At 54.8% G+C, this 17,714-nt stretch carries 8 protein-coding genes; 2 read left to right on the forward strand and 6 right to left on the reverse strand.

Annotated elements, in window-relative coordinates; translation table 11 throughout:
* The 5 genes from PCH01S_RS25980 to PCH01S_RS26000 form a co-directional block, all read right to left on the reverse strand.
* Positions 1-11,400, reverse strand: an 11,400-nt coding sequence (locus PCH01S_RS25980) for a non-ribosomal peptide synthetase (protein WP_042234709.1), incomplete at its 3' end; no start/stop codon positions are given.
* Between the two features lie 573 nt (positions 11,401-11,973).
* On the reverse strand, positions 11,974-12,408 hold the full coding sequence (locus PCH01S_RS25985; RefSeq protein ID WP_042234711.1) for a VOC family protein: 435 nt from the start codon (positions 12,406-12,408) through the stop codon (positions 11,974-11,976).
* A 186-nt stretch (positions 12,409-12,594) separates the two neighbouring features.
* Positions 12,595-13,416 (reverse strand): helix-turn-helix domain-containing protein, encoded by an 822-nt coding sequence (locus PCH01S_RS25990; RefSeq protein WP_042234713.1) that lies wholly within the window; start codon positions 13,414-13,416, stop codon positions 12,595-12,597.
* A gap of 193 nt (positions 13,417-13,609) precedes the next feature.
* Positions 13,610-13,819: a hypothetical protein gene (locus PCH01S_RS25995; RefSeq protein ID WP_129112542.1), complete on the reverse strand. Its 210-nt coding sequence runs from the start codon at positions 13,817-13,819 to the stop codon at positions 13,610-13,612.
* Between the two features lie 22 nt (positions 13,820-13,841).
* Positions 13,842-14,750, reverse strand: coding sequence for a LysR family transcriptional regulator (locus PCH01S_RS26000; protein WP_322786841.1), 909 nt, complete (start codon positions 14,748-14,750; stop codon positions 13,842-13,844).
* A gap of 110 nt (positions 14,751-14,860) precedes the next feature.
* On the opposite strand from PCH01S_RS26000, the gene PCH01S_RS26005 reads away from it, so the two are divergent.
* The gene (locus PCH01S_RS26005; protein ID WP_042234721.1) at positions 14,861-16,099 is read left to right on the forward strand and encodes a YbfB/YjiJ family MFS transporter; all 1,239 of its coding nucleotides are present in this window, start codon (positions 14,861-14,863) and stop codon (positions 16,097-16,099) included.
* 158 nt (positions 16,100-16,257) lie between these two features.
* On the forward strand, positions 16,258-16,755 hold the full coding sequence (locus PCH01S_RS26010; RefSeq protein ID WP_042234722.1) for a DinB family protein: 498 nt from the start codon (positions 16,258-16,260) through the stop codon (positions 16,753-16,755).
* Between the two features lie 284 nt (positions 16,756-17,039).
* Here PCH01S_RS26010 and PCH01S_RS26015 read toward each other — a convergent pair whose 3' ends face one another.
* Entirely contained in the window at positions 17,040-17,711 is a 672-nt protein-coding gene (locus PCH01S_RS26015) for an ABC transporter ATP-binding protein (RefSeq protein ID WP_042234726.1), read from the reverse strand.
* Between the last annotated feature and the right edge of the window lie 3 nt (positions 17,712-17,714).

Here is a 17,714-nt window from a genome sequence, read left to right on the forward strand (position 1 = left end):
TTCGCCCGACCGCTCCGCGAGATCAACGTCAGGCGCGGGCAGCGCGCTCCGGTCGATTTTCCCGTTCGGCGTCAGCGGAAACGCGTCCATTATGACGAGCGGCCAAGGAACCATATACTCCGGCAAGCGGCGGCGCAATTCGCTTCTCCACAAAGCGGCAAGCGCCTTGGGCGGCATGGCCGCTTCTTTGGAAGAAACCCTCGGCACCGCGTAAGCGATCAGCTGACGATCGCCGGGCCGGACTTCCCGAGCCAAGACGACGGCATCCGCCGCGCCGATGTCGTGCCGCAAGACGGCTTCAATTTCACCGGGTTCGATCCGGTAGCCCCGAACCTTCACTTGATGATCGATCCGCCCGAGATAATCGATCGTTCCGTCCGGCAAAAACCGGGCCAGATCGCCCGTCCGGTAAATGACCGGACATTGCTCTCCGCCGTACGGGTTGGGCACGAATTTGGCAGCCGTTTGCTGCGGGTCGCCCACATAGCCGCCGCCTACCTGCGCACCGGCGATGCAAAGCTCGCCCGGGGTACCGGCAGGCACCAGCCCCAGCTCCGCGTTTAAAATATAGACGCGCGTGCCCGGCACGGGTCGGCCGATCGGCACTCGCTTGCCTGCCAAAGCGGTAATTGCCGGCAAGCGTGCGAACACAGTCACGTCTGTGCATTCCGTCGGCCCGTAGGTGTTAACGACTTCCGCAAGGCACGCGTCCGATTTCAACCAAGGCGCAAGCCTGTCGGCGGCAATCGGTTCGCCGCCCAAAAACAGGTGCCGCAGCGTTGCCAATGGCGCGAATTGCGCGGGAGCCGACACATCCAGCAAAGGATAAAACGCGCTGGGCGTCCCGTTCAGCAGCGTAATGCCATGCCGCTCGATAAGCGACACAATCTGCCGCGCGTCATAAGGACCTGCCGGAGGCAAAATTAGCTGCCCGCCGGTCAGAAGCGGCGCAAATATATTTTTTTGCGTCAGGTCGAAGCTTGGCGAGGTGATCACGAGCAGCTTATCCGCTGCCGACATCCCGAATTCCCCGGTGTACCAGCGCATCAATGACGCAAAGCCCGAGCGGTAAACGCTCGCCCCCTTCGGCATGCCCGTCGATCCTGACGTATAAATCACATACATGAGATGCTCGCCGTCCGCCTCGCTGCGCGGATTGGCGTCAGACTGCGACAGCAAGGCCCCCGCCTCCGTATCCAGACACACGACCGACAAGTCGCGCAGCCCGCCGAATCGCTCAGCGTAAGCCTGCACAGTGACCAGCACGCGAAGTTCCGCCCGCTCCGTCATATAGCGGAGCCGTTCATCCGGCAGCGACGGGTCGAGCGGGACATAGGCGCCGCCGGATTTCAACACGGCAAGCAGTGCCGCCGGCAAAGACGGACTGCGGTCCAAGCATATGCCAATCAACGTGTTCGGACCGGCGCCCAGCGCCTGCAGCTTGTGGGCCAGCCGATTGGCTTGGCGGTTCAGTTCGCCGTAGGACACCGTTTGTCCATCGAACACAACCGCCGCCCTGTCCGGCGTTGCGAAGGCTTGTTTTTCAAATAAACCCTGCACGGTAAACTCGGGCACTGCCGGACAATCCGCTCCGTTCCCTGCATCCAGCAGCCGCTCTTTCTCCGCATCCGTTAGCAGGTCGATCCCCGTTAAACGTACCGCAGGATCGGCGGAAACGACTTCCAAGATGCGGATGTAACGCTTCGCCAGCAGACGGATTGTCTCCGGCACAAACAGCCGAACGGCGTACTCCCAAGTACATTGCAGCGTTTCCCCGTCAGTAGGGTCCTTTGTCACTTGCAGGGAGAAATCGAACTTGGAAATGCCCGGATTGATTTCTTCAACCTTATAGGTCAAGGCGCCGGCGCGAGATGGCTGCACCGCTTCATTTTGGAACATAAACATCGTATCGAAAACAGGGTTCCGGCTTAAATCGCGTACCGGATTCAGCTTATCCAGCAGCTCGTCGAACGGATAATCTTGGCGCTCGAATGCCGCAAGAGCAAGTGCCTTTACGTGCTGCAGCAGCTCCCCAAACGACTGGGATGCCTGCAGCCGTCCGCGCAAGGCCAGCGTGTTGACGAACATCCCGACCGCCGTTTCGGTATCCGCATGTCTGCGTCCGGATACCGGCGTGCCGACGATAATCTCGTCCTGTCCGGTATACTGGGACAACAGCGCAAAATAAGCGGCAAGCAGCACCATATAAAGCGTTGTGCCGCTGTTTGCCGCCAGTTGCCGCAGCGCGTCTGTGAGCTGGGGCGTCAGCGTCAAAGACACTGCGCCGCCTTCAAAGCTTTGCGTCTGAGTCCTCGAGAAGTCCGCAGGCATATCAAGCACCGGCAGCTCGCCGCCCAGCGTTTGCAGCCAGTACGCCTCCTGCTCTCGGTACGTTCCTTGGGCAAGCTGCCGCCGCTGCCATGCCGCAAAATCTTTGTACTGCACACGCACGGGTTTCAATTGGCGTCCCTGATAGGCTTGCAGCACTTCGTCCAGCAGCGCTGCCATCGAAAAACCATCCGCAGCCGCATGGTGTACATCAACCAAAAGCGCATAACGCCGATTCCCGAAATCAAGCAGCTCTGCGCGTATTAAGGGCGCTTCCTCCAATCGGAACGGGCGGATAAACCGGCGGGAAATCGCCTCCAGCTCACTCGCCTCGGCTTGCGTCACCGGAACATGAAGCACAAGCTCAGGCTGGATCACCTGTACGACCTCGCCGCCTTCCAGCTTCAAGCATGTACGCAGCGACTCATGCCGCCCGGCGGCCTCGTGGAGCGCTTCAATGAAGCTCGGCACGCGCAAATCTCCTTCGAGATGCAGACAGCCCGAAACGTTATATGTCGTGCCGCCCTCCTGCTGCTGGAGCAAGTACATTCGCCGCTGGCCGGGCGAGGCGGGATAATGCGGATGTGCCTCGACAGGCTCGATAGGGCTAAAAGCTTGCTTCTCGCCGCCCCGAATGTACTGGGCCAGCGCGTCCACCGTCTGCCGATGAAACAGCTCGCCGAGCGGGATCTGCACGCCAAACGTTTTGCGAATCCGGGATAAAAGAACCGTGGCCGTCAAAGAATCGCCGCCGAGCTGAAAAAACGGATCGTGCGCACGGACTGTCGAAACACCCAGCACCTCTTGCCACATCCGAATCAATTCGGCTTCTACGCCGTCATCCGGCCCTTCGCCCATCTCTGGCATAAGGTCTGCGCCTGGCATTGACGGAGCCGGCAGCCGCTCCCAATCCGGCTCGCCGTCCGCAAGCAGCGGCAGCGCCTTCATGAGCATCACTTGGCCGGGCTGCGCATAATCCGGAAGCGCCTCGCTCCACCGCCGTTTAAGCGCCTCCTCCTCCCAAGGCGCGGACGGGTCCGGGACTACATACGCCGTAAGCGTCGCGGCGCCGCCTGCAGCGCTATCCTCCCACACGCGGATGACGCAGGCTTCCAAATTGCAGACGCGCAGCAAATGCGTCTCAAGCTGCCGTAAGTTGATTAGGCGCCCCCGAATACGGGCAAAAGCCGAGATCGGCCCGATGCGTTTCAGTTCTCCGCCCGGCGCGTGATATACCCACTCGCCCGTACGTGCAGCCTCGCGCATGCTCTGCGGGTTAAGCAAACCCTGCGCCGCGATATGCAGCTCCCCCGCCGTCCCGGCGGGAGCCGTCCGTCCAAAAGCGTCAAGCACGCAAGGACAGCCGCCGTCCCGATCGGCAAGCGACGACCAGTGTTTGTAGATTTGACGGGTTTCGTCCATGTCCAACAGCGATATTTCCGCAAGAGGTTGGCTGGACCTTTTTGTAATTTCATTCAAAATCTTCACCCAGTAACGGAACCAGTGGGCAATGACATCCGGTTCGAACAATCCCGCGTTGTAATCAAAATCCACCCGTAGCTCTTTATTCGCTTCAGTCACATTGACAAACAGCTCGTACTTGCTGGCCGTGACCGGGCTGGGGAGCAGCTCCGTGTCCAGCTCGTGAAACCGCAGCTTGGGCAAGGGCCGGTCCATATTGAATACGACGTTTATGACAGGCAAATGCCGAAGCCCTTGCTCGGCCAACGCCGCAAAACTGTAAGCCTGGTAAGCTTCGAGCCGGCGCATGCTTTCCTTGACCGCGCCGGCAAAGTCCTCAAATGTCGTCTCGTGTTGAATCCGGCTAACCACCGGAAGCACATTGACGCAATGTCCCATCAGCGAAAAAGCGTCCATCTGTGCTTGACCGGCCGTCGGCACGCCGACAGTCAGCCTGGAGTCGCCTGTCAATCGGTGCAGCAAGATTTTAAAGCCAGAGAGCAGCGTAACAAATAAACTGCTGCCCAGCCGGATGCTGAGCGTTTTGAGCGATTGAACGAGCCCGCCTTCCAGCACGGCCGTATACCGCCCCCCTTCGAGGCCCGGCACAGTTACTCCCCGCAGCGGAGACGGCAGCTCCAATACGGAAAGCGGGCCGGAGAGCTCGCCGGTCCAAAATGCCGACGCTTCCGCGCTGCGCGATTCGGCCATGCGCAGTCGCTGCCATGCCGCGTAATCTTGGAAAACCGCAGCCTCCGGGAGCCGGTACCGTTCCTTCCGGACAAGCGCGCTGTAAATTGACGCCAGCTCCCGCATGAATACGACAATGGACCATCCGTCCGCGATCAGGTGGTGAAAAGTGAAAAGAGCCAAGTGCTCCTCTTCCTCCAGCTTTAAGAAACGGATGCGGAATAAAGGTTCGCTTTCCGATAACCGGAACGGGGTCTCAATGCCCTGTTTCAGCCAGGCGCTCTTTTGCCGTTCGCGCGATAAATCATCGTCCCCGCTGACATCCAGCAGCTTGATCTGCGCCTTCAGCGACGAAGCGATCACCTGCGTTTCTCCGTCCACGCCCATGTACGTACGCAGCGCTTCGTGACGGTGCATCAGCGTATGAACCGATTCGCTCCACGCTTGCAAGTGCAGCGGCCCGCGAAGCCGAATCAGCGCCGATTCATGTAAAACGTGCGGATTCTCACGGCTGGAAGCCGACGCAAACCAAAGCTGTTTTTGCTCGGGCGTCAAGGGAATGACAATATCCTGATCGTGCACGGGCCGCTCGGGCAGCGGAAGTTTGCCGGGGTCCGGGCCGTCCGGAGGCGAATCGGGCAAAAATCCGCCGTGTCGCAGCGCCGCTACGCTGTTCTTGACCGCCTGCACAATGCAGGCTATATCGGTCTCCGTGTGCGCCGTCGACAAAAAGCAATTGCGCCCTTCCCAAATATAGATGCCTTGATCCAGCATGTGGTAGTAAAACAGCTCCAGATCGCCCTTAAGCACAAACCGGAACAAAGAACCGAAATAATCGATCCGGATCGGCACCTTTTCCTCGGTAAAGAAGCGGTTTAAGGTCTCCGCCAAATCGGCGGTTCGCGCATTCAGCTCCACCTGCAGCTTTTCCCCGTCGCGCTCCAGCCGTTCCAACACGGCAAGCGATGCCGCCATGGCGAGCGGATGGTGGCAAAAGGTACCCGCAACAAATGTGCGCCGTTCCTCATTCTGCGGATACGAGCCGTCGCCGAAATCCCACATGCCTCCATCGATGCCGTCCATAAAAGCCGCACGGCCTCCCACGATGCCGATCGGCAGCCCGCCTCCGATCACTTTGCCGTAGGTGACCAAATCCGCCTCAATGCCGAACCACGCCTGCGCCCCGCCGGGATGAAGCCGGAAACCGGTAATCACCTCATCGAAAATAAGAGCGGCGCCCGCTTGTTCGGTCGCCTCCCGAACCGCCGCCAAAAACGGCCTCGGCTGCAAATCCGGTCTGCGGCTTTGCACCGGCTCCACCAGCACCGCCGCCAATTCATGGGCGTGTTCGCGAATATAGGCAAGCGCCGTCTCGGTACCGTAAGGAAGCACAACGATGTCATCTACCATCCCGGCAGGTACTCCCGGTGCCAAAGGCATCGACCGCTCCCGGTCCCCGCCAGGGCGGGCAAGCGCAAGCACGCCGTCAAACGTGCCGTGGTACGAACCGGCAAATAGAACCACCTTGCTCCGCCCTGTAGCGGCCCGGGCCAACCGTAAAGCCACCATAACCGCTTCCGTGCCGGAGTTGAAGAGGGCTATTCGCTCTACGCCCGTCATGCGGCAAATTCCTTCAGCCACTTGGCCGGCCAGGTTCGACATCGGTCCGAGGCACATCCCGCTGCGCAGCGCCTTGTCAATATGTTCACGAATAAACGCCGGGTCGTGGCCGAACAAATTCACGCCGAAACCCATCGTCAAATCAATGTATTCGTTGCCATCCAAATCCCATATCTTGGAACCCTCGGCCCTTTCCGCTACGAGCTGGTACACCATCTCTTTAAGCACAAGCCGAAAACCCGCCACATTGCGATTATTGGCATATACAGCGCGGTATTTCTGCGTATATGCTTTGGTCTGCCCGGTGCGTGCCGTATAGCGGTCGATCAAGTCGCGCAAATGCTGCTCTTGACGGAGCGGAAGCGTTTCACGGGCTTTCACATCGATCGGACGATAAGGCCGAAACGGCTGCCCGCCTTCGCTATCCGCCGTCGCTGCGCGCGCCGGCTCCGATGAATCGCCGTCTGTGCCGTGATCGCCGCCGGATACCGTGGACGGCGCCGCAACGTACGGCGAGCCGCCGGCAGCGGCTGCTTCGCTGCGCGCATCGACAGAATGCGCGTGAGGAACGGCCGCCGGGAAGGCTGGAGGCTCCGTCCCTGCCGCGTACTCGGGGGATTCCGGCGCGACAAAGGAAGGCGGCTGCAGCACATCCAACTGCCGGGCGATAATGTGCAGCTGCTGTTCCATAATCGGCCGAAGCGCATGAACGAATGCGACGCTTGGCGGGTGATGCCAGCCGCCCGTCGGCTCGGGCGCAGTCTGCCGGAGCGCCTCTGCGCTTGGCGGCCCGTTCCAACCTGGCTGCGCCTCTGCGCCGCCGCTGCGCTCTGCGTCCGCAGGCGTCCGTCCGCTTCGGGTGTTCGCAGCGGCAGCGGCTTGTCCCAGGCTTGAAACTGCCGCCAAGCCGGCATGAATATCGTGCGCAGCTTGCCCGTCTTGACGGGGCGCTGCAGAAATCGGCAGGAAAGCGGGCAGTCCTTCGGTTGTCCCGCTTTGCCCAGCGGCGGCGGAAAGCACGTCGGCCCTATGCGGCACGGCATCCCCGGTTGGCCGTCCGGAACGGTCGATCCCGTTCTGCGTACCGGACGAAGCGTTATCCGGCAAATGATGCACAATGTACTCGGCCACCTGCTCCAAACTGGTCAGGTTTTCAAAAAAACGGCTCATCGGAATATCGAGACCAAACACATCCTTGATGCCTTGCCTCACTTGGGTCAAGTTGATCGAATCGAGCCCCAACTCCAAAAAATGGGTACGCGGATGAAGCTCATTCATTTCAAGATGCGAAACGTCGCTTATCATTTGAGCCAGCGTTTGCGCAACCTCCGAATGACGAGCGGAATCCGCCGCTGCCCCGGCATGCGACAACTGTTCATGCAAAGTGCTCACTCCGTTCACCTGACCTTCCTCCATCGTCAAACTGCCTGTTTCTTCCCTCCGCCGCTGCGGCGTCTCGGCGATTTGAATCCAGCAGCGCTTGCCTTCAAAAGGGTATGACGGGAGCGATACCCGCTGACGTTGCCCCTGTGCGTACAATTGCTCCCAATCGATAGGTTCCCCTCGCACAAAGGCTTCGGCCAGTCGAGCCGCCTCTTCAGCCGTTTCCAGCGTCGGTGCTGCTCCGCCTTCCCCTGCGGAAAATGGCCCGGCAGCCTCCGGACCGCCCGGCACCTCCCTGGCCGGTTCACCATATCCGGACACCGTCCCGATCTGTCCGGAAAACACGCCTTCGTCCGCAATGCCCTCGCGGTGCAGGCGGAGAAGGCTGTCGCGCAGCGCTCCCGGGTTAGCAGCCGCTATGGCGAGACGGTGCACAAACGTACTGCGCCCGGTGCTCGCCGTGAAGCAAACGCTGTGCATGTCGAGATCCGGTGAACGTTCAAAACGTTCGGCATAACGTCCGATTAACGCTTTCAAGGCGCTGTCGGTGCGCGCGGACAAAACGAGCAGCAGCGCACCGTCCGGCGCAGTGCCGCCCGCGCCGGCCTCCGCCGCTTCCTCCCGCGGTTTGTATTCTTCAAGCACCACATGGCAGTTCGTACCGCTGAATCCAAACGAGCTGACTCCGCAGCGTCTCGGGAATCCCTGCGGTTCCCAATCGGTCAGCGATACATTGGGATAAACCGGCGAATCCTCAAAACGAATTTGACGGTTAGGCGCGCGGAAGTGAACGAGCGGCGCGATTTGCCGATGCCGGAGCGAGAGCACTGCTTTGATCAAACCGGCGATACCGGCCGCTTCGTACAAATGACCGATATTCGTTTTGACCGTACTTACCGCACAAAACTGTTTGCGCTCCGTATACCGGCCAAACGCTTGCGAAATGCCCTCAATCTCCACGGGATCGCCGAGCTGCGTTCCTGTTCCGTGCGCTTCGATATATGTAATCGTCTCGGGGTCTACGCGCGCGTTCCGCCATGCCTGCGCGATGACATCCGCCTGCGCCAGCGCATTGGGCGCGGAGATGCCTATCGTGCTGCCATCCTGGTTCATGGCGCTGCCCTTGATGACGGCGACGATACGGTCGCCGTCCTGCACCGCCCGGCGCAGCGGCTTCAGAATCACGGCGCCGACGCCTTCGCCCGCGCCGGTGCCGTCCGACTCCCGGTCAAAAGCCCGCGCACGGCCGTCGGCCGATTCCATGCCGATGCCCGCCCGAATCGGCAGTAAAATGGTTTTGACGCCGCCCGCCACGGCCATGTCGCAATCCCCGTTCATTAAAGCCCGGCAGGCCAAATGCACCGCCGACAGCGAAGACGAGCAGGCCGTATCGACCGTAACCGCCGGACCCTTTAAATCCAGCAAATACGCGATTCGGCTCGAAATGACCGAGGGTAAATTGCCGATAATAAACCGGGGCAGCGCCTCGGGTTCCGCTTCCGTGAGCAGACGCTCGTAATCGAAGCTGGTTTTGGAAAAACCGACGTAAACGCCCGTCCGGGCTCCGGCCATCTTGGCGCCGCCATAACCGGCATCCTCCAGCGCGCTCCACGCCGTTTGCAAAAACAAGCGCTGATTCGGGTCCATCAGCGATGCTTCTCTTGGCGTCAGCTTGAAAAAAGCATAGTCGAACGTATCGATCTCATCCAAATAGCCGCCTTCCACCGCCTCCCACTGCCCCGGTTCACGCTGCAGCTTTGCCATAAACACATCCGCGTCCCGCTTCCTGGCATCGCCATACGGACCGATGGCGTCGTACCCCTGCGCGGCATGCTCCCAAAACTGCTCCAACGTGTCCGCCTGCGGAAATTTGCCGGCCATGCCGATAATCGCGATATCCCGGTCGCCCGGATCATCCATCGGTCCCGCCTCAAGCTTAACCGGCGCTTTCTGCGCCGGGTCCGCCGCAAGATGGGCGGCCAGCTTGGCAATGGTCGGGTAGGAGAAGAAATCCGTCACCGGAATAGGCTTTCCGAACTCGCCTTCGAGCGCTTCGGCCAACTGCGTCAGCTGCAGCGAATTGGCACCGAGTTCAAAGTAACTTTCGTCCGTGCCGATTTCCTCCGTTTGCAGCACCCGTTTGCATAAAGCGAGCAGCTTCTGCTCCGCTTCGCTGCGGGCCAGAGCTTTCGGCTTCGCTGCGCGCGCCGCCAGCAGCAGACCGGCCAGTCGGCCGGACACTTCGTCAAATTCCCCGGCCATGTATTGCTGCGCCAGCTTGTAGCGCTGCACCTTGCCGCTCGTCGTTTTGGGCAGACGGCGCACCGGCACTACATCCCTAACCTCCCAGCCGCCCCGTTCGTTCAAATGATGACGCAGCTTAACAATTAGCGGCACAAAGTTTTCCGGCTTTTTCGTGTAGATGACAAATAAAACAATCCGGTCTTGTCCTGTCCCCGGGTCGCGCACGCCGCAGACGGCCACCTTACCAAGCTCGACCCCGTCCACTTCCTCCGCGACACGCTCCATATCATGCGGGTATACATTTTGCCCGTTCACGAAAATAATATCTTTCGCACGTCCGGTAATAATGAGCCGGCCGCTGCGCATAAAACCCAAATCGCCGGTTACAAGCCAACCGTCCTTCGTCATCGCTTTGGCCGTCGCCTGCGGGTTGTTGTAGTAGCCGGACGTCACATTTTTGCCGCAAATCTGAATATGCCCAATGACATCGTCAGGCAAAGGAAGATGGTTATCGTCACAAATCCGGAAATCGCAGCTTGCCATCGGATAGCCGACATCGACAAAGGTCACGCAGCAGCGTTCCTCGGGTGCAACGGGCACAACCGCTTCGCCGATGGTCAGGTGTTCCCGGTTCAGATGAACCGCCTTGATGCCCTCATTTAACGGGGGATGGGCAACGCCTACGCAGGCCTCAGCCATTCCATACACGCAGAACATCGCGGATCGGCGCAGTCCATGGACCGCCATTGCGCTCAAAAACCGGTCGCACACCTCGGTCGAAATCGGCTCGGCCCCGTTATAAATGATACGGATCCGGGATAAATCCCAGTCCTTGGCGGCTTCCGGTTTGTATTGATCCAAAAAAAACTTATATCCAAAGTTGGGAGAGCAAATTAACGTCACCCGATGCTCCGACGCTTTTTTGAGCCAAAGCGAAGGGCGCCGGATAAAAAGCGCGGTAGGCATAATAAATTGATTGACATTGCCGATCACGCACGTAAGATGAAAGGCAATCAATCCCAAGTCGTGGGTAAGGGGCATCCAGCCGAGGTAAGCGTCGTTGTCGTCCAATTCCGATTCGGCAGCAGCGTCGCGTATGTTGTGCACCAAGTTTTCATGAGTCAGCATGACACCTTTCGGGTCTCCCGTCGATCCGGAAGAAAACTGGATGAAAGCCAGGCGATCCGGCTCAACCGGATAAATAATTCCTTTGGCCTCCGAGCCATAATCCAGGCTTTCCGTTGGCAATGCCTTCTGCGCCAATACACCAAAGGCTTGCTCAAGCCCCTGCTGCCGCGCGTACTTTTCCAAGCTTCCCAGCACTTTGGCATCGCTGATCAAATAAGGGCGGCGCAGCGTGTCCCAAATTTTGAACAGCTTCATCTTATGTTCGTCGTTGCTGCCGACCGTTACCGGAACCGGCACGATGCCGCCCAGCAGACATCCCCAGAAGACATGCAAAAACGTACGGTTCTCGTCAATTTGCATCAGCAGTTCATCCCCGGGCTCCATTCCGCGCGACTGCAAATAATGCAGCGCCTGAAGCGCATGTTCGAATAACTCGCCATACGATTCGTAAAGCTCGTCCCGGTCCCCCGAAATATAAGTGATGCCTTTCTCCGCCTGCCCCCTTCTGTCTTGAAAAATGTCGATTAACGTTAGATACTGTTCCATCATCGTCCCTCCGCAGCGTGGTCCGTCAAAGCCGGACCCGTCGTCACTGGGCTTCCGCACCCGTTGTGCTTGCAGCAGCCCACTTGTTGCCGGAATTCGATTATGACTGAAGCTTGGCGTAAAAGCCGGCTAGATGTGTTTAGTCGGCCGTACGGCGGTCTTGGAATCGATTCCCGTTAGCTTGACGGAACACCGCGAATTCGACGAAGCTTAAATCATCATCCGTACGCTTCGCCGGGAATCGTCTTTTTCTATGCAAGTTGACATGCCGTGCCTTCATTGTAAACGAATAAATTTTACTTATATACTAAAATCTTCATATTTTGGTATTAATTTTTCTAAATTATCGCATAAGAAAAGCCCAGGCGCTGACTCAGCCTAGGCTCTATCCGTTTTAATGAAAGGTAAATGCGTCGATACACAGCACTCCACATGTGTGGAGTGCTTAATATTGATTAATCTCAATCAATTTCATAGAAAAGCTCAACTGCGAAATCACCTAGTGGCTACGGTTGCCTTAGTGTGTAAACAACTTCGTTCCTATCGATGGCAACGTAATCAACACAGAACAGGTTAACTCCCATACAAGGCGAGGAATCTCTTTTGCATTTCCTCCGGATCCACGGTTTTAATAGTGGTTGAGATCATCCAATAATGTCCGAACGGATCCTTCACACTTCCCGCTCGATCTCCGTAGAATTGATCCTCCATCGGATTAACCATTGTCGCTCCAGCCGCAATCGCCTGCTGGAACAACTTATCCGCATCGTCGACCTGCAGTTGGATACCAACCGTTGTATTTCCAATGGTTTCTGGTCCCAGAATGCCATATTCGGGATATTCACCTGCGATTGATATCTTGGCTCCCCCGATTGTAATTTCAGCATGAGCCACTTTGCCTCCAGGCTCCGTCAAGCGGTATTTCTCCACCGCATCGAAAGCCTTCTTATAGAACTCTATCCCCTCAGCAGTATTCTTGATCCATAGAAACGGGGTTGCTTTATCCATTTAAATCCACCTCTCTCTTCCGAAATAGAATGAGTCACATGCCGTATCGCTAGTTGCGATTAAGCTGACTGTTCCTGCCTCATATAAATATTCTAATCGCCCCTCTAACGAGCGTATAGTAAAAAAATGACCCTTTATTTAAAATGGATCATTCAATAATTACCTTTTCCGTATTTGAATAAGGCTTTAATTATGGATCGCAACATGATTGTGATGCCTGCCTTGCCTCGAGAAATAATCAGTAGGATTAAGACTGGAGAAAGCCTGAAAATCTTTAATAAAATGCATCTGATCATAATAACCGCAAGCGATAGCGACATCCAACCAATTGACACTCTTAGCGTGTTCAATTCTACTCAATACCTCCTGAAAGCGGCGAAGACGACAGAAGAGCTTGGGAGTCAATCCCACTTCTTCTTTAAAAATCTGGATAAATCTCCTTTGGCTTAAACCGATTTGTCCGATCACATCCGAAAGGGGGCTTTTATGCGGCAAACCCAGAAATTCATTTAGTGCGAAGCTTACTACCGGATGTCGTATCAGAGGTCGGGAGGCCAGCTTTATAAGACTTTCTTCAAGTTTTCGAAACTTGTCATCTACCGTTTTGGATAGAAGCAGAACCTCATGCAGATCATGGGCTCTTGCTCCCCACAGTGTATCTAAGGATACATGAATATTATGTAGTTCATACACTGGCATTTTAAGAAATGGATAGATACCGCCTGGTTTGAAGTGTACTCCCAAAATCGCACTCTCTACGGGAGTATCAATGATGAAAGATCGTGAATGCGGCCCGCTAATGACAGAACTGCCATACTTCTGAAACAAGCCATTATAATCTTGGTCAATCCATTTAGTCCTATCTTCACTCAGGTTGAACACAAGTTCAATCGAACCATCAGGTAGCGTGAGCTCCCTCGAATGAGGCGGACTATAACATTCGAAGTACCAGAAAAAATCGACAAAAACGGATAATGGAGCTTGTGGAATATAAGTACGTAACAGCATGGCATATGCGCGACAGGGGCTTGAAGTCCTCCTTTGTTAAAGCCGTGGAGTCGCTCCATCCTTTCTTGGGGATTACTTTATAAACAATCAAATACACCTTTACGGTAAATACAGATAACTTCTTCTTCACTTTCAATTTAGCTTTTCCCCTACCTAAAAATCAATGTATTTGAGCAATACCGTCACATCTCAGTTATTTCTTAGAACTATCCATATTGAGCACCCCACATGTGTCGTCTGATTCTTTCAGTTGACAGCTTTCAGCTTTGACTTCTTCATAAGAAGTATCCCACTCAAACGAACGGAAAGAATCCTTGCGGCCAGCAATGTCTATGTCGATATTTTCCACGACGGTTTTGGGTTGAATGGTCTTTTTCTGAAAACAAATCATCCATAAGGTCAATAATCATGGCGAGCATCCTCAATCATGCACTTGGTCGCGTAGGGTTGGGTTCACGGATGCCCCTTATTGCTTCCATTAACAAGAGCGCTGCCTTGCCCAGGTAGTTTTTGTCTTTATAAGCGATGCCTATCGTGACGACAGGATTCAAATCGGCTATGGGTCTTATGACCAAGGAGCCTTCCTGTTCCAGACCGCTGTAAATCGGAACAATCCCGATGCCGAACTCTGCCTTAACCATTTGTTGAATGACAAAGAAACTTCCAACCTCCATACAAGAGAAGGGGTTGCGCCCAGCCCCATCAATCGCCGTTTCCCAAAGCTCTCGGTAGATACAAGTCGGTTCTTTGACCAGAACGGTTAGCCCCGCGAGATCGCTAGCCGTGATGCTATCTTGATCGGCTAACGGGTGATTCCTATTTAACATGATCCCTAATCTTTCCTCGATCAGCGGCTCAAACTCCAGCATGAGCTTCGAAGATGGAGCCGAGCAAACGCCGAATTCCAGTTCGCCGGCTCGAACCCTCTCCGCGATCGTTCTGCTGCCGCTTACTTCCATGGTTAACTCCACTTTCGGTCGAGTCTTGCAAAAGTCAGCTATAACGGTCGCTAACTGCTGGCTCGCGACGGGCTCGATAGCGGCAAAACGCACCGAGCCGGTATCTCCCGCAGCAATATCCGAAACGGTCTGCCTCATCGTTCCGATCGACTTCAGTAAAGCCGAGGCCTCATTATGGAGCCACCGGCCGGCTTCGGTCACGATCACGCGTTTTCCGTCGCGCACGAATAAAGAAACGCCCAGGTCCGCTTCGAGACGCTGAATCTGAAGGGTTACCGTAGAGGGAGCGTATTGGAGTTCCTCGGCGGCTTTCAGAAAATGTCCTAGACGCACGCAAGCCTCGAAAGTCTTTAAAGCTCGAAGATCCATAGTCATCACCTTTGTTTAAGTTATTTGAATCATTTATTCATATAATTCAATTTTACAAAACATTCCCGGAATTTTACAATAGGGTCAACTTGTTATTTTGGGGGAAGATGAGTTATATGGGCACAAAATCCGCATTTAATCGGATTACTCTGTGGGCATCGTTTTTGTTTGTCGTCATACTCGGTTTTTCCCGGCTCTCCTACGGCATGTTCCTGCCTGGAATACAAAGGGTGATCGGGGGGAGCTACGGACAGTTGGGTATACTCGGCACAGTCAACTTTATCGGTTATTTGGTCGGGACCTTGTGTCTTCCTCCTTTGATCTCGCGCTTTCCGGACCGCAAACATGTCATTAATCGGATAACGTGCTTATTGCTCGGATTGACTTTGATCGGCTCGGCATTCAGCGATCATTTCACCGGGCTTGGGCTTTGGCGGTTCGCGATTGGATTGTTATCGGCTTTCGCTACAGTGTTAGTCCTGTCCATTGCCATGGATGCCGTTCGACCGGCAGAACGAGGAGCGGCATCGGGTCTTATATGGCTGGGCGGATCTGCCGGCATACTAGTGACGGGCTTGTTCGCCCCCTTTACCATAGACCCTTCACACTTGCAGGGGTGGCGGTATGCTTGGGTGATCATGGGCATATTCGGAGTCATTGCCGCGTTCGGTTTCGAGTTCGTCACCAGAAAAAGAGAAGCCGAAAAAATGCCCTCGCAGACCGAATCGAAGTCACGGGACAAAGAAAACGAAAATGTGTACCGTCTTCTGTTGAACCCGAAGAAGCTCTTGTTCTTAATCGCTTCTTATTTCTTCTTCGGATGGGGATATATCATCTATTTCACGTATTTGATTCCCTATCTGGTGAGCAAAGGCATTCCATCCCTCTATGCCGGGTTGATATGGTCCGGAATCGGATTCGCGGGTTTGTTTAACGGATGGATCGGAGGCAAAGCCATTGACCGATGGCCGAGCGGGTATACGCTTGCGTCGGGGTTAACCTTGGGGACGATCGGTGTGTGCGGGGTAATCACTAATAGTATGTTATTTACTGTGCTCGGAGCCGCCATGATCGGGCTGGTTTCCTTTATTACTCCGCCGCTGATGACAACTGCGCTTCTTCGTCGTCATGTCCCTCACCACGCGTATGCGGCCTGTCTTAGCATAGCCACTGCCTTTTTTGCCGCAGGACAGATTATCGGTCCCATCGTTGGAGGCGTGGCGGTCGAACGGTACGGCTTGCAATTCGGCGTGGCATCCAGCGCAATCTTTATGGCAATTGCAGCGGCGTTCGCCGGTTTGTATGGACAGCAGCAGCGAAAGCTTGAGATCCGTGATTTGCCTGACAGCGGTTGAAAAAAAATAATTAATGACAATAGCTGTCACTATTAACGTTTATGATGGATTCGAGCTAGACAAACTTTTATATAAACGGGAGAGAAAACGGGATGATGAATCCCGCGAGAACGGTTCGGTCATGAGGAACTATTTTCACCCAGGAAAGGAATGAGAAGATGTACGCTACCGTACAGGATTTAATCGTAGAATGGAAAAATGAGGCGGTATTAACCCAAAAGGTATTGGACGGGTTGACCGATCATGCGCTCGGGCAACAGGTATATCCCGGGGGGCGTACCTTGGGAAGGATTGTGTGGCATTTTGTCACGAATATCCCGGATTATTTAACCGAATTCGGAGTCTTGGTAGAGAAAGTGCCGAATCCGAACGAAGTGCCGTCCGCAAAGGAGATCGCGGAGACCTTTAATAAGATCAGCTCTCGTGTAGTCCAAGCTTTACAAGAGCAGTGGACGGACGATTCGTTGAAGCACGTCCAAAATGCGTTCGGAAGAATGGAATCCAACGCGACGATCTTCATGGGATTAATCAAACACATCGTTCATCATCGGGGTCAGGTTACGGTCCTCATGCGTCAAGCGGAGCTGCCTATCCCTGCGGTTTACGGTCCTTCCAAGGAAGGCTGGGTGCAGTTAGGAGTAACGCCACCGCTTTGAGTGTGTATATTGAAGGATCGCGGGCAGCGGCTGAACTGGGGCTTATTTCCCGTCCTGATACGGCGCTGCCCGCAATTTGTCGTAGAAGAAAGCGACGTCTTTGGCGTCGCCGCTTCAGTTCGTCTCCCCGCTTAAAAGCCGCTCCAACGAACGGGACTGGCTTGCCGAAACTTTCTTGTTCCTCTCGATCCCTCCAAATTATGGAGAGAATATCTACCTCATACCCTGCATCTTCGTTCGATAGTAAATCAAAAAGCACAAGCATAGGCCTGCGCTTGTAATGATTACTGAACTTCTTTAATCAATCCCTGATTCGTTAATTGATATCGTTCATCGCACTTCTCCGCAACCATTCCACTATGAGTGGCGATTATGACAGAAACACCGTTGACTTTTAACTCATCTAAACAAGCTAAAATCTTTAACGCCGTCTCGTCATCCAATGCTCCTGTCGGTTCATCTGCAACAATTAATTCGGGATCTTTAATTAGGGCGCGAATGATGCCTACTCGTTGTATTTCGCCCCCGGATAATTTCTCAACCCTATCATTTAACAAATGGTGAATTTCAAATAGCCGGCCCAATCTTTCTACTTGCTTTTGTATGATCTTGCTGTTCTCTCGCTTTTTTTCAAACCAAAAGGGAACCATAATATTTTCTAATGCAGTCAGTTTGGGAATCACAGGACTATGCTGCGAGATATAGCCTATTTTATGTTTACGAATCTCGCTTAGACGGTTCAAGTTTAGCTGACTCATATCTTCCCCATCCAAAAAATATTCCCCTGAGGTAGGCTTTTCCAAGCCTGCTATGATATTGAGTAAGGTGCTTTTTCCACTCCCGCTTCTTCCTTTTACAGCTATTGTTCTTCCCTTCGCTACCGTTAAATCTATATGTTCAAATATTGTTTTATCCTTAAACCGTTTCGCTATATCGGTCAATAAGACTTGTGCCAAAAG

It is taken from the genome of Paenibacillus chitinolyticus NBRC 15660 (assembly GCF_000739915.1).
In the GTDB taxonomy this organism is placed as follows: Bacteria; Bacillota; Bacilli; order Paenibacillales; family NBRC-103111; genus Paenibacillus_F; species Paenibacillus_F chitinolyticus.